At 66.1% G+C, this 14286-nt stretch carries 13 protein-coding genes; all 13 read left to right on the forward strand.

Annotated features, from left to right (window positions below; translation table 11 throughout):
• Positions 1-87 precede the first annotated feature (87 nt).
• The 13 genes from YWC_RS0118560 (at position 88) to YWC_RS0118615 (ending at position 14234) form a co-directional block, all read left to right on the forward strand.
• Entirely contained in the window at positions 88-3096 is a 3009-nt protein-coding gene (locus tag YWC_RS0118560; protein ID WP_229413138.1) for a FimV/HubP family polar landmark protein, read from the forward strand.
• Positions 3093-3893, forward strand: coding sequence for a tRNA pseudouridine(38-40) synthase TruA (gene truA, locus YWC_RS0118565; protein WP_027866735.1), 801 nt, complete (start codon positions 3093-3095; stop codon positions 3891-3893). Before YWC_RS0118560 ends, truA begins: the two co-directional genes overlap by 4 nt.
• Before the next feature lie 24 nt (positions 3894-3917).
• Positions 3918-4610, forward strand: a complete 693-nt coding sequence (locus YWC_RS0118570) for a phosphoribosylanthranilate isomerase (protein ID WP_027866736.1) — start codon at positions 3918-3920, stop codon at positions 4608-4610.
• Positions 4594-5835 carry a tryptophan synthase subunit beta gene (gene trpB / locus YWC_RS0118575; protein ID WP_027866737.1) on the forward strand — a complete coding sequence of 414 codons (1242 nt, stop codon included), beginning with the start codon at positions 4594-4596 and terminating at the stop codon, positions 5833-5835. The genes YWC_RS0118570 and trpB overlap by 17 nt, the downstream gene beginning before the upstream one ends.
• 43 nt (positions 5836-5878) lie before the next feature.
• Positions 5879-6676, forward strand: a complete 798-nt coding sequence (gene trpA, locus YWC_RS0118580; protein ID WP_027866738.1) for a tryptophan synthase subunit alpha — start codon at positions 5879-5881, stop codon at positions 6674-6676.
• A 111-nt stretch (positions 6677-6787) separates the two neighbouring features.
• A complete protein-coding gene (locus tag YWC_RS0118585; RefSeq protein WP_027866739.1) occupies positions 6788-7075 on the forward strand; it encodes a hypothetical protein in 288 nt (95 codons plus the stop codon).
• A gap of 175 nt (positions 7076-7250) precedes the next feature.
• Positions 7251-7535, forward strand: a complete 285-nt coding sequence (locus YWC_RS32905) for a hypothetical protein (protein WP_156923787.1) — start codon at positions 7251-7253, stop codon at positions 7533-7535.
• Positions 7536-7716: 181 nt separating this feature from the next.
• Complete coding sequence (gene accD, locus YWC_RS0118590; protein WP_027866740.1) at positions 7717-8589, forward strand: acetyl-CoA carboxylase, carboxyltransferase subunit beta; 873 nt, start codon at positions 7717-7719, stop codon at positions 8587-8589.
• Positions 8590-8660: 71 nt separating this feature from the next.
• A complete protein-coding gene (gene folC / locus YWC_RS0118595; RefSeq protein WP_027866741.1) occupies positions 8661-9959 on the forward strand; it encodes a bifunctional tetrahydrofolate synthase/dihydrofolate synthase in 1299 nt (432 codons plus the stop codon).
• 12 nt (positions 9960-9971) lie between these two features.
• Positions 9972-10913 carry an SPOR domain-containing protein gene (locus tag YWC_RS0118600; protein ID WP_027866742.1) on the forward strand — a complete coding sequence of 314 codons (942 nt, stop codon included), beginning with the start codon at positions 9972-9974 and terminating at the stop codon, positions 10911-10913.
• Between the two features lie 28 nt (positions 10914-10941).
• On the forward strand, positions 10942-11430 hold the full coding sequence (locus tag YWC_RS0118605) for a CvpA family protein (RefSeq protein WP_027866743.1): 489 nt from the start codon (positions 10942-10944) through the stop codon (positions 11428-11430).
• Positions 11431-11467: 37 nt separating this feature from the next.
• The gene (gene purF / locus YWC_RS0118610) at positions 11468-12991 is read left to right on the forward strand and encodes an amidophosphoribosyltransferase (protein WP_027866744.1); all 1524 of its coding nucleotides are present in this window, start codon (positions 11468-11470) and stop codon (positions 12989-12991) included.
• A gap of 4 nt (positions 12992-12995) precedes the next feature.
• Positions 12996-14234, forward strand: a complete 1239-nt coding sequence (locus YWC_RS0118615) for a cystathionine gamma-synthase family protein (protein ID WP_027866745.1) — start codon at positions 12996-12998, stop codon at positions 14232-14234.
• Positions 14235-14286: the final 52 nt, after the last annotated feature.

A 14286-nucleotide genomic window follows, 5' to 3' on the forward strand; every position in this document is an offset into this window, starting at 1 on the left:
CTCTCACTGCCGATTATGCATTTTCCTCACCGTCCTCCGCTCATGGCATTTGCGCTGAAATCAGTCACCGCGGCCGTGGCAACTGCCGTGCTCCTGTCGTCCGCCGCCTCGGCTGCGGGCCTCGGGAAGCTGACGGTGCTGTCGGCACTCGGCCAGCCGCTGCGTGCCGAAATCGAACTGACGACGACCGCCGGCGAGGATGCATCGAGCCTGGCAGTGAAGCTGGCCTCGCCGGAAGCCTTTCGCGCGGCCAACATCGAATTCAACCCGGCCCTGCTGTCGCTGCGCTTCAATGTCGAGCAGCGCGCCGGCCGCCAGTTCATCCGCGTTTCCTCGACCCAGCCGCTGAACGAGCCCTTCGTCGACATGCTGATCGAGCTGTCGTGGAACAGCGGCCGCCTGGTGCGCGAGTACACCTTCCTGCTCGACCCGGCCGAACTGCGTAACACCCAGCCGGCCCAGGCGGCGGCCGAGACCCGCCCGGCAGCGGCCCAGCCGTCCGCGCCGCTTGCCCAGCCGCGTCCAGCGGTGCCGCAGCCGGCAGCGCCGGTCACGCAACAGCCGCAGCAGGCCCAGCAGGCTCCGGCGCCGCGCGCTGCCGCGCCTGCAGCTGCCGCGGCCGAGACCCCTTCGAGCTACCGCGTGCGCCAGGGCGACACCCTGGGCAAGATCGCCGCCAAGCTCAAGCCTGCCGACATCTCGCTCGACATGATGCTGGTGGCGCTGTACCGCGCCAATCCGGACGCCTTCATCGGCAACAACATGAACCGCCTGAAGTCGGGCCAGATCCTGTCGGTGCCGGATTCCGGCGCAATTCGGGGCAGCGGCAGCGGCGACGCCGAGGCGCGCGGCATCGTGGTCGCGCACGCGGCCGACTTCAACGCCTACCGCAACAAGCTGGCAGGGCAGGTGGCCAACGCCGCTCCGCAGCGTACGCCGCAGGCCGGCCAGAGCGCGGCCGGCAAGATCAGCGCCAAGGTCGAGGAACGCCCGACCGCCGCCAACGAATCGCAGGACCAGCTGCGCCTGTCGAAAGCCACCCAGGCGGCCACCGGCGCGCAAGGCGCAGCCACGGCGAGCGCCGAAGACAGCATCGCGCGCGAGCGCGAACTGGAGCAGGCCCAGGCCCGCGTCAAGGAACTCGAGAAGAACGTCAACGAGCTGGAACAGCTGATGACGGTGAAGAGCCGTTCCGGCAGCGAAGTGCAGAACGCCGCCGCGGCGGGCGCCGTCGCCGGCGCCGCCACCGCCACGCCCGCCGCACCGGCAGCCAAGCCGGCCGCGCAGGCCAAGCCGGCAGCGCCGGCCGAGCCCAAGCCCGCGGAGAAGGGCTTCGCCGATACCCTGATGGACAACATCAATGTCGTCGCCGCCGGCGCCGCCATCCTGCTGCTGGGCGCGCTGGGCATCTCGCAGCGCCGCCGGAAAAAGCAGGACGGCGCCAAGGCCGTCGTCGCCGAGCCCTCGGTGCTGGGCGTGCCGACCCAGGGGGCGCACTCGCTGTTCGCGGAAGCGGGCGGCCAGAGCGTCGACACCAGCAACAGCGTGTTCAATTCCAGCTTCGCCCCGTCGGCCTCGCAGCTCGACACCAATGAAGTCGACCCGGTCGCGGAAGCCGACGTCTACATCGCCTACGGCCGCGACGCCCAGGCCGAGGAGATCCTGAAGGAAGCGCTGCGCACCCATCCGGAACGCCATGCCGTGCGCCTGAAGCTGCTCGAGATCTATGCCGCCCGCAAGGACCTGCGCGCCTTCGAGACCCAGGCCAGCGAGCTGTACAGCATGACGCGCGGCTTGGGTGACGAGTGGGCCCAGGCGGCCGCGCTGGGCCTGAGTATCGACCCGTCCAATCCGCTGTATGCCGCTGCCGCCGGCGCGGCGCCGGTCATGCCGACCCCGAGCCCGCAGGAGCGCGACCAGCAGTCGCTGCTGTCGCAGCAGCTCGAAGCCTCGTTCCGCGGTGGGGCCCCGATGGCGGCCCTCGGCGCAGGCGCCATGGCCGGTGCGGCCTACGCTGCGATGGACCACGACGAGCAGCAGGACGCGACTGCCGTGCCGGAATCCGATGTGCTCGCCGCTCCGGTGGCCGAGCAGCGCCTCGATGACAACTCGCTCGATTTCGACCTCGGCGGCCTGAGCTTCAAACCGGTCGCCAGCACCGAACCGATCGCCATGGCCGGCCCCGGCCGCGACGCCGCGCTTGACGACACCGCCGTGCCGGACCTCGACTTCGCGCTCGATCCGATCACGCCGCCCGACCTCACCGCCGCGCCTGCACCCGCCGGCGAAGAGCCCTTCGACCTCGCCTTCGACATGAGCTTCGGCGAGCCGGAAACCGCCGCAGCCGTCCCGGGCTCCACGGACCGCGACGCCGCAGTGGCGAACCACGACATGGCCGGCCTGGCCGCCGAATTCGACCTGCCGCCGCTGCCCGCGGTCGACGAAGACGAGGTGCCGGCGCTGGCCACGGCCGCCGCCGAAGAGGACCCGCTGTTCGACCTCGACACCATGGACTTCGGCCTGCCGCCTGCCGCGGCAACGCCCGCCGCCGTGGCCGAGGCGACCCCGTTCCACGAAGAAGTGCCCGCCATCCTCGGCGCAACGGCGACCTCGAACGGTGCGGACGATCCGCTGTTCGACCTCGATACCATGGACTTCGGCAGCCCGGCCGTGCCGAGCGCCGCGCCGAGCCTGTCCCAGCCTGCGGTCGAGCCCTTCGAGTTCGACGCGCCGCCGGCGGCTGCAGCCAGCCCGGCCGCCGACGAAGACCCGTTCGCCCTGGACGAGTTCCCTGCGACCGCGGCTGCCGCCGCGCCGATGGAACCGAGCTTCGACCTGGCCGACATCGACCTCGACCTGCCGTCCTTCGAGCAGCCCGCAGTGAGCACGGCGGACCTGCCGGTGCCGGGCGAGGCACTCGAGCCGGCTGCGCTGTCGCCGGAGCACATGGAAATGGAAACCAAGCTCGATCTCGCGATCGCCTACCAGGAAATCGGCGACAAGGAGGGTGCACGCGAGCTGCTCGATGAAGTCATCAAGGGTGGCAGCAGCGAACAGGTGAGCAAGGCCAGCGCAATGCGCTCCCTGCTCGCGTGAGGCGCATCGCACTGGGTGTCCAGTATGTAGGCACCGCCTGGAACGGCTACCAGAAGCAGCCGGCGCGCAATACGGTCCAGGACCAGCTCGAGATCGCCCTCGAGAAGTTCGCCTGTACCTTCCTCGGCACCACCTGCGCCGGCCGCACCGACGCCGGCGTGCACGGCATCGAGCAGGTGGTCCACTTCGACACCGAGCTCGACCGCGCGATGCAGAGCTGGGTGCGCGGTGTGAACGCCTTCCTGCCCGACTCGATCGTGGTGCGCTGGGCGCACGAGGTCAAGCCGGATGCCGAGGGTAACGAGTTCCACGCGCGCTTCTCGGCGCGCTCGCGCACTTATCACTACGTGCTGTACAACAACCCGAACCCTTCGGCGCTGCTGGCGGACCGGGCCGGGTGGGTATTCCGTCCGCTCGACGTGGACCGGATGGTTGAGGCCGGCCAGTACCTGATCGGCGAGCACGATTTCTCGGCTTTCCGCGCCTCGGGCTGCCAGGCCAATTCGCCGGTCAAGCAGATGCACGAGGTGAGCATCCAGCGCTATGGCGACGTGCTCGTGTTCACGGTGCGGGCCAGCGCTTTTCTCCACCACATGGTGCGCAACATCGTCGGCTCGCTCGTCTATGTGGGCACGGGCCGCAACGAACCCGGCTGGATGAAAGAGGTGCTGGAGAGCCGCTCGCGCGACGTGGCCGCGCCCACTTTCATGCCGGACGGCCTGTACCTGGCAAAAATCGATTACGATCCGAAGTGGGGATTGCCGCAGGAGCCGGCACACCCGCTGCCCTGGCTGTAATTCGCACTAGTGTCAAGGATCGTCATGCAACGCACCCGCATCAAAATCTGCGGCATCACGCGCGCGGAAGACCTGCGCGCGGCCGTCAGCGCCGGCGCCGACGCGCTGGGTTTCGTTTTTTATCCGAAAAGCCCGCGCTACGTCACGCCGGAACAGGCGGCCGAGCTGTGCCGGGCGCTGCCGCCCTATATCAGCGCGGTGGCGCTGTTCGTCAACGCGACGGTGGACGAGGTGAGGGCGGTCGCCGAACGGGCGCCGCTGTCGCTGATCCAGTTCCACGGCGACGAAACGGTCGAGCAGTGCGCGGCGCTCGCCGCGGCAGTAGCGCGGCCCTTCGTGAAAGCCTTCCGCGTCAGGCCGGACACAAGCCCGGATGAACTGCTAGAATACGAAGGTATATACCGCGCCGCCAGCCCCTGGTTCTCCGGCCTGTTGCTGGATACCTGGGTGGACGCCTACGGCGGCGCAGGAAAGGTCTTCGATTGGTCTCTCGTCCCAAAAGAGCTCGCGCCTCGGGTCGTTTTGAGTGGTGGGTTGAACGCACACAACGCGACTGACGCGGTGGTACGTGTTCGTCCCTTCGCGGTCGACGTCAGCAGTGGCGTCGAAGCGCAGAAGGGCATCAAGGATGCCTGCAAGCTTGCCGATTTCGTTCAGGCAGTGCGGGCCGCCGACGCCACCCCATCGAGTGAGAACCATCATGAAAGATCGTCCTAGCGGGAACACCCCGCTGTTCCAGACCCCGGATTACCAGCTGCCCGACCAGAGCGGGCACTTCGGCCCCTACGGCGGCAGCTTCGTCGCCGAGACCCTGTCGCATGCGCTGGCCGAATTGAACGACGCCTATGCGCGCTTCTCGAACGACCCTGAATTCCTCGAGGAATTCCGCTACGAACTGGCCCACTTCGTCGGCCGTCCCTCGCCGGTCTACCATGCCAAGCGCTGGTCCGAGCAGGTGGGCGGCGCCCAGATCTTCTTCAAGCGCGAAGACCTGAACCATACGGGCGCGCACAAGATCAACAACGTGATCGGCCAGGCCCTGCTGGCGCGCCGCATGGGCAAGAAGCGAATCATCGCCGAGACCGGCGCCGGCCAGCACGGCGTGGCCACCGCCACCATCTGCGCGCGCTTCGGCATGGAGTGCGTGGTCTACATGGGCAGCGAGGACGTCAAGCGCCAGGCGCAGAACGTCTACCGCATGAAACTGCTGGGCGCGACCGTCGTGCCGGTGGAATCGGGCTCCAAGACCCTGAAGGACGCGCTCAACGAAGCGATGCGCGACTGGGTCACCAACATCGAAAGCACCTTCTACATCATCGGCACCGTGGCGGGGCCCCACCCGTACCCGATGATGGTGCGCGACTTCCAGTCCGTGATCGGCGAGGAGTGCCGCGTGCAGATGCCGGCCATGACCGGCCGCCAGCCGGACTACGTGCTGGCCTGCGTCGGCGGCGGTTCGAACGCCATGGGCATCTTCTATCCCTACATCGACGAGCCGGGCGTGAAGCTGGTCGGCGTCGAGCCGGCGGGCGAGGGCCTGGAGACGGGCAAGCATGCGGCGTCCCTGAGCGCCGGCATCCCGGGCGTGTTGCATGGCAACCGCACCTACCTGCTGCAGGACGAGAACGGGCAGATCATCGAGACGCATTCGGTATCGGCCGGCCTGGATTACCCGGGCGTGGGGCCGGAGCACGCCTGGCTGAAGGACATCAAGCGCGCCGAGTACGTGAGCATCACGGACGAGGAAGCCTTGCAGGCCTTCCACGACTGCTGCCGCATCGAGGGGATCATCCCGGCGCTGGAGTCCTCGCACGCGATCGCCTACGCGACCAAGCTGGCGGCCACGCTGCCGAAGGATCAGCTCATCCTGGTCAACCTGTCGGGCCGCGGCGACAAGGACATGCACACGGTGGCGCAGAGGATGGGGCTGGATTTCAGCTGACCGTCTTCCCGCACCCTCGTGAACCTTTAAAAGAAAGAACAGCATGTCCCGTATCGAATCGACCTTTGCCGCCCTCAAGGCGCAGAACAAGACCGGCCTCGTCACCTTCATTACCGCCGGCGACCCCGGTCCCGAACTGACCGTGCCGCTGATGCACGCCCTGGTGGAGGGCGGCGCCGACGTCCTGGAGCTGGGCGTTCCGTTTTCCGACCCGATGGCCGAAGGCCCGGTGATCCAGCGCGCCTGCGAGCGCGCGCTCAAGTTCAACATTGGCCTGCAGGACGTCTTCGGTTTCGTGCGCGAATTCCGCAAGACGAATGCGACGACGCCGGTGGTCCTGATGGGCTACGCCAACCCGATCGAGCGCATCGGCCCCGACAACTTCATTCGCTGCGCGAAGGAAGCGGGCGCCGACGGCGCGATCGTGGTCGACTATCCGCCGGAAGAGTGCGCGGCCTTCGCCGAGGCCATGCGGGCGAATGACCTCGACCTGATCTTCCTTCTCGCCCCGACTTCGACCACGAAGCGGGTGCAGCAGGTGGCGCAGTACGGTAGCGGCTTCAGCTACTACGTCTCGCTCAAGGGCGTGACCGGGTCCGGCAGCATCGACACCGCCGACGTGGCGCGTCGCGTGGGCGCGATCCGCGAACACGTCAAGCTGCCGATCGGCGTCGGCTTCGGCATCCGCGACGGCGCCACCGCGCGTGCGGTGGCGGAAGTGGCGGATGCGGTGGTGATCGGCAGCCGCATCATCCAGGAACTGGAATCGGTGCCGAAGGAGCAGGCTGTGGACGCGGTGCGCAGCTTCACTTCGGGTATTCGCACCGCGCTGGACGCCTGAACGAAGATTGCCTTCACGCAAGACGCGGTTTGTGCTGCCGCGTCTCGCGCTGTACTTCATGGCAGTACATTGGATCTGTTTTTTCCGATAAACAATCCTTTGGATATCGCAATGAAAATACAGATCGTGAATGTGTCCGTGAAACAGACCGCTAGAGTCCTGGCGGTACTGTACATGGTGATCTCTATACCTGCTTTCGCCGGCTTGGCGCTCGTCAGCATGTCGCAGGGAAGCTTCGTCGGCGTCTTTGCGGCAGCAATCATTGCACCGCTCATCTATGGTGCACTTGTCTTCCTTTGCACAGGCCTGGTGGCCTGGCTCTACAATTTCGTAGCCAGGCACTACGGCGGTCTGGAATACAGGATCGAGGAAATGCCGGACACAGTCGCCAAGGCATGAATGGAGATCGGCCCACTGGGGGAGGGACGCCGTGACAGCGTCCCTTTTTATTGTGGCCAGAGTCAAATTGCGGGGGGAACCTGAAAGCTGTTACACAAATCGGCTCTGCACGCAATTGTTGACCAGTAGATTGAAAATTTATTGAATGCGGGCATGGTAACTGTACTATTTGCTGATGCGTACCGCGTTCAAATTTCTGCTGGTTTATCTCGGGCTTTCTTTTGTCGTCGGCCTGGTATTGATCAGCCTGAGCTATCCGGATCTGCCGAACAGTGCAGGGCAATGGATCATGGTATTCCTTGCTCCCATCCCGCTTTATCTCGCGTTCGAGCTGGTTGGCGGATTTGTGGGCGAATGGCTTCACGACAATCGAGCAACGAGGTATGTGGAACGGAAAACGCCGGCAAGTCGTTTTCGTGGTTCCGCATCCTGTACAACCTCGTCTATTTTCTGCTTTTGACCGGCCTGTTCCTCGGCGCGGTTTACCTGTGGCGCGTCTTTGGACAGTCCTAGTGCAGCAGGGCCAATGGCGATCGTTTGAGTGATGTCGGAATGGCAATTGGCAGGCCGACATGATTCGACAAGCGGCACGCTTGCGGCTACACTACCGCCACTTCGAAGACTTGCCGCAAGGAGAAAAGATGAGTTGGCTAGAAAAACTGCTGCCCCCACGGATCCAGCGCTCCGATGCCGCCAAGAGCAAGACCATGCCGGAAGGGCTGTGGGTCAAATGCCCGTCGTGCGAATCGGTCCTGTACCGCGCCGACCTGGAATCGAACCAGCACGTCTGCCCCAAGTGCGACCACCACATGCGCATCCGCGCCCGCGAGCGCCTCGATGCGCTGCTCGACGAGGGCGGCCGTTACGACATCGGCCAGGAAACCCTGCCGGTCGATACCCTGAAGTTCAAGGACAGCAAAAAGTACCCTGATCGCCTCAAGCAGGCCATGGACGCCACCGGCGAGACCGATGCCCTGATCGTGCAGGGCGGCTCGATCATGAGCCTGCCGGTCGTCGTCGCCTGCTTCGAATTCGAATTCATGGGCGGCTCGATGGGCTCGGTCGTCGGCGAACGCTTCGTGCGCGGCGCCCAGGTGGCGCTGGAGCAGAAGGTGCCCTTCATCTGCATCACCGCCACCGGCGGCGCGCGCATGCAGGAAGGCCTGCTGTCGCTGATGCAGATGGCCAAGACCACCGCCATGCTGACCAAGCTGTCCGAGAAAAAGCTGCCGTTCATCTCGGTGCTGACCGATCCGACCATGGGCGGCGTCTCGGCTTCGTTCGCCTTCATGGGCGACGTCGTCATCGCCGAGCCGAAAGCCCTGATCGGCTTCGCCGGCCCGCGCGTGATCGAGAACACCGTGCGCGAAAAGCTGCCGGAAGGCTTCCAGCGCGCCGAGTTCCTGGTGCAGAAGGGCGCCGTCGACATGATCGTCGACCGCCGCAAGATGCGCGAAGAAATCGCCCGCCTGCTGGCACTGCTGCAAAACCAGGCCGCCGACGCGCTGGCCTGATTCCATCCCGGTGCGGGCGCCCACGCGTCCGCACCCGTGCTTCCCGGCACGTACATTGAAGTCCCATTCCAATGCCTACACTCCCGACCACCTTGCCCGACTGGCTGGCGCTGCTCGAGTCGCGCCATGCCGAAACCCATATCGACATGGGCCTCGACCGTGTCCGTACCGTCAAGGAACGCATGGGGCTCGCCTTCAGCTGTCCCGTGATCATGGTGGCCGGCACCAACGGCAAGGGCTCGACCTGCGCCATGCTCGAAGCCATGCTGCTGCAGTCCGGCTACCGCGTCGGCCTGTACATCAAGCCGCACTTCCTCGACTTCAACGAACGCGCCCGCATCAACGGCGAGATGGCGTCCGATGAGGCGCTGATCCAGGCATTCAATGCGGTCGAAGCCGTGCGCGGCGAGGTCTCGCTGACCTACTTCGAATTCACCACGCTGGCGATCATGCACCTGATTTCGCAGGCCGGTGTAGACGTCGCCATCCTCGAGGTCGGCCTGGGCGGTCGCCTGGATGCGGTCAACGTGGTCGACGCCGACGTGGCGATCGTCACCAGCGTCGACATCGACCATACCGACTACCTGGGCGACACCCGCGAGAAGATCGGTTTTGAAAAGGCCGGCATCTTCCGTCCGGGCAAGGCCGCGATCTGCAGCGATCCGGTGCCACCGCAATCGCTCATCGATCACGCGGAAAGCATCGGCGCCGACCTGTGGCTGCTGGGCCGTGACTTCAACTACCAGGGCGACCAGCAGCAATGGAGCTATGGCGGCCGTGGGCAGCGCCGCAATTCGCTGGCCTATCCGGCCCTGCGCGGCGCCAACCAGCTGCTCAACGCCGCGGCCGCGCTGGCTGCCCTCGAAGTGCTGCGCATGCAGCTGCCTTGCGGCGCGCAGGAAGTGCGTGCCGGCCTGGCCATGGTCGAGCTGCCGGGACGCTTCCAGGTGCTGCCGGGCCGTCCGACGCAGGTTCTGGACGTGGCCCACAACCCGCATGCCGCCGCGGCCCTCGCGCACAACCTCGGTAACATGGGCTTCCACCGCTACACCTATGCGGTATTCGGCATCATGGAAGACAAGGACATCGAGGCCGTGATCGCGCCCTTGAAGGGCATCGTCGACCACTGGTGCGTCACCGCGCTGCCGTCGCCGCGCTCGGCGCAACCGGAACAACTGGCCGAAAAGCTCGCGGCGATCGGGCCCGCGGGGGCGAAAGAGGGTGATTTTTCGGTCACCACTTTCGCCACGCCGGCCGAAGCCTATGCGAATGCCGTGAGCCGGGCTGGGGAGAATGATAGAATTGTGGTCTTTGGCTCGTTCTACACGGTCGCCGGCGTCATGGCGGCCCGCAAAAACTCACTACACTGATTCTAGATACGCATGGGCTTGTTCTCGTTCGGTAGCAAAAACAAGCAAGACACTGTCCGGGACAGCGGCCACTTCGTCAAGGACGACGACGCCGCCTATGGGCAGCAGGCCCGCGCCAAGCGCGCGTCCAACGCCGGCGAAGGGGCCACCCGCGGCCGTGGCCGTGCCGGCGCCGATCCGATCCTCCCCGAGAAGAAGCGCGCGCGCCGCCGCCTGGTAGGCGCGATCGCGCTGGCCCTCGCCGCGGCGGTCGGCCTGCCGATGCTGCTCGATTCCGAGCCCAAGCCGCTTGGCGCCGACATCGCCATCAACATTCCGTCGAAGGACAAGGCGGCGGCGCTGCCGGTGCCCGCCGCGGCCAGCGTCGACAGCGGCGAGGAAATCGTCGAGCCGATGGACGACCCGACGCTCGCATCGGCCCAGCCGCCGGCGCCTGCGGCCAGCGTGGGGACGCCCCCGGCCGATCCGCCGCCGGTGCGTACCCTCGACACCGCCCGCACCGAGCCGGCCGTGGCCAAGGCCGAGCCGAAGCCGGAACCGGTCAAGCCGGAGCCCAAGCGCGAGCCGAAGCTTGAAGCGCACCCGAAGGTCGCCGACCTGGAGCCGAAGAAGCTTGAAAAACCTGCCGAGAAGCCGCCGGTCAAGCCGGTCGAGCTGAAACCGGTCCCGGCACAGAACGACGCCGCGCGCGCCATGGCCATCCTGGAGGGCAAGCCGGTCGTGAAGGCCACCGGCCCGTCGCAGAAGTACGTGGTGCAGGTGGCCGCGCTGGCGACCGAGCAAAAGGTGGATGAGCTGCAGGGCCGCCTGCGCGCCGCCGGCGTGTCTTCGTTCACCGAACGGTCCGGTGACCTGATCCGCGTGCGCGTGGGGCCGTACAGCAAGGAAGAGGGCGAGAAGATCCGCTCGAAGCTCATCGCCATGGGCCTGTCCGGCACCATGGTGCCGCTCTGATCCACAGTAGCAGGCAAGGGCTGGCGGCGTGACGATTTTCGATTACCTGGTCTTGTTCGTACTGGTATCGTCGGTCATCATTTCCACCCTGCGCGGGCTGGTCAAGGAGATCCTGTCGCTGCTGGGCTGGATCGTGGCCTTCGTGGTAGCGAACGCCTACGGGGCGACGCTGGCGCCGATGTTGCCGGAATTGCTGCCCGGCGAGACCGCGCGCCTGATCATGGCCTTCGTGCTGCTGTTCCTCGGCGTGCGCATCCTGATGGGCCTGCTGTCGCTGGCGATCGGGGCCCTGATCACGGCCACCGGCCTGAGCCTCGCGGACCGCGGCCTGGGTGGATTGTTTGGATTGGCGCGCGGCATTGTAATCGTGCTGGCCGCCGTCATATTGTGTGGGATGACGTCCATCCCGCAACAGGATTTCTGGAGGAACGCGCTGCTCTCGCCGATGGCGGAAACCGGAGCGCGCACCGTCAAACCCTTTCTCCCTGCTGCCCTGGCGCAGCACGTGAACTACTAATCTTTCGTAATCAGCAATCCAGTTTTAGGAGCGCACCATGTGTGGCATCGTCGGCGTCGTCTCGAACAATCCCGTCAACCAGCTTCTGTATGACGCCTTGCTGCTGCTGCAGCATCGCGGCCAGGACGCGGCGGGTATTGCAACCAATCACAGCAGCATGTTCTCGATGTACAAGGCCAATGGCCTGGTGCGCGACGTGTTCCGTACCCGTAACATGCGTACGCTGCAGGGCAATACCGGTATCGGCCACTGCCGCTATCCGACCGCCGGCTCCTCGAGCGAGGAAGAAGCGCAGCCCTTCTACGTCAACGCCCCGTTCGGCATCACCCTGGCCCACAACGGCAACCTGACCAACCAGGCCCAGCTCAAGGAAGAGCTGTTCAAGAACGACCGCCGCCACATCAACACCGACTCCGATTCGGAAGTGCTGCTGAACGTGCTGGCCCACGAGATCCAGGAAGCGGCCGACGGCTACAACCTGGACACCGACGCCATCTTCAAGGCGGTGGCGGCGGTGCACCGCCGCGTGCGCGGGGCGTACGCCGTGGTGGCGCAGATCGCCGGCCACGGCATGCTGTCCTTCCGCGACCCGTTCGGCATTCGTCCGCTGTGCCTGGGCGTGAACGAGGGCGAGCACGGCCTTGAGTACCTGGTGGCGAGCGAATCGGTGGCGCTGGAAGGCCTGGGCTTCCGCTTCGTGCGCGACATCGCGCCGGGCGAAGCGGTGTTCATCACCAACGACGGCCAGCTGCACGAGCGCCAGTGCGCCGAGAATCCGTCGCTGAATCCCTGCGCCTTCGAATACGTTTACCTGGCCCGTCCGGACTCGGTGATCGACGGCGCCTCGGTCTACGCGACCCGCCTGCGCATGGGCGAATACCTGGCCGACAAGATCCGCAAGGAGATCCCGGTCGACGAGATCGACGTCGTCATGCCGATCCCCGATTCCTCGCGTCCGGCCGCGATCCAGCTGGCCCTGAAGCTCGGCGTCGAGTACCGCGAAGGCTTCATCAAGAACCGCTACATCGGCCGCACCTTCATCATGCCGGGCCAGGGCATGCGCAAGAAGTCGGTGCGCCAGAAGCTCAACGCGATCGCCTCCGAATTCAAGGACAAGAACGTGCTGCTGGTCGACGATTCGATCGTGCGCGGCACCACCAGCCGTGAAATCGTGCAGATGGCGCGCGATGCCGGCGCCCGCAAAGTGTTCTTCGCCTCGGCCGCGCCGCCGGTGCTGTACCCGAACGTGTACGGCATCGACATGCCGACCCGCGACGAGCTGATCGCCCATGGCCGCACCAACGAGGAAATCTGCGCGGAGATCACCGCCGACCGCCTGGTCTACCAGGACGTCGATGCGCTCAAGAAGGCGATCTCGGACGTCAACCCGGCGCTGAAGAACTTCGAGGCATCCTGCTTCGACGGCGTCTACGTGACCGGCGACGTGACCCCGGAATACCTGGATCGCCAGGAATCCGCGCGCCACAATGGCGGCAGCAAGGGCGTCGAGGATGCGGCCACCAACCAGCTCAATCTCAATCGTCCAGCCACGGCGGAGTAAGACCATGAGCGAGCAGAAGTACGGTTTCACGACCACCATCCTGCACAACGACCGCAGGAAGAGCATCGAGCAGGGCTCGCTGCACAAGCCGGTGCACACTTCGGTGGCCTTCGGCTACAACGATGCGCGCCAGCTGGCCTCGGTCTTCCAGGGCAAGGAACCGGGTTTCCGCTACGGCCGCCAGGGCAACCCGACCGTCGCCGCGCTCGAAGACAAGATCAGCAAGATGGAAGACGGCGTCGGCAGCATCTGCTTCGCTACCGGCATGGGCGCCATCGGCGCGCTGTTCCAGGGCCTGCTGAGGGCGGGCGACCACATCGTCTCGTCGTCCTTCCTGTTCGGGAACACCAACAGCCTGTGGCAGACGGTAGCCGGCCAGGGCGTGGCGGTGGACTTCGTCGATGCGACTGACGTCGCCAATGTGGAAGCGGTGCTCCGGCCCGATACCCGCATGGTGTTCGTCGAGACCATCGCCAACCCGCGCACCCAGGTGGCGGACCTGGCGCGCATCGGCCAGCTGTGCCGCGAGCGCGGCATCCTGTACGTGGTCGACAACACCATGACCACGCCCTGGCTGTTCCGCCCGAAGGCGGTGGGGGCGGGCCTGGTGGTCAATTCGCTGACCAAGTCGATCGGCGGCCACGGCATCGCGCTGGGCGGGGCCCTGACCGACACCGGCCTGTTCGACTGGAGCGCCTACCCGCACATCGCGGCCAACTTCCGCAAGCAGCCGGCTGCCAACCAGGGCCTGGCTCAGCTGCGCGCCAAGGCCCTGCGCGACTTCGGCGCGGCCCTCGGGCCGGAAGCGGCGCACCACATCGCGGTGGGCGCCGAGACGCTGGCGCTGCGCATGGAACGCACCAGCGCGAATGCGCTGGCGCTGGCGCAGATGCTGGAGGCGGATGAGCGCGTGGCGGCCGTGCATTACCCGGGACTGGCTTCGCATCCGCAGAACGGCATCACGAAAGAGCTGTTCCGTGCCGGCGGCTCGCTGATGAGCTTCGAGCTGCGCGAGGATATCGACTGCTTCGACTACCTGAACCGCCTGAAGCTCGGCATCCCGGCCAGCAACCTGGGCGACACCCGCACCCTGGTGATTCCGGTGGCGCACACGATCTTCTTCGAGATGGGGGCGGAGCGGCGCGCCAGCATGGGCATCGCCGAGTCGCTGATCCGCGTCTCGGTGGGCATCGAGGATACCGAGGACCTGCTGGCGGATTTCCGCCAGGCGCTCGACGCATAAGCATGACGGCAACCTCTCGGTTGCCGTTTTTTTTCGTAGGGTGGGCGGCTCC

The sequence above is a fragment of the Massilia alkalitolerans DSM 17462 genome, from assembly GCF_000427785.1.
GTDB lineage: Bacteria > Pseudomonadota > Gammaproteobacteria > Burkholderiales > Burkholderiaceae_D > Telluria > Telluria alkalitolerans.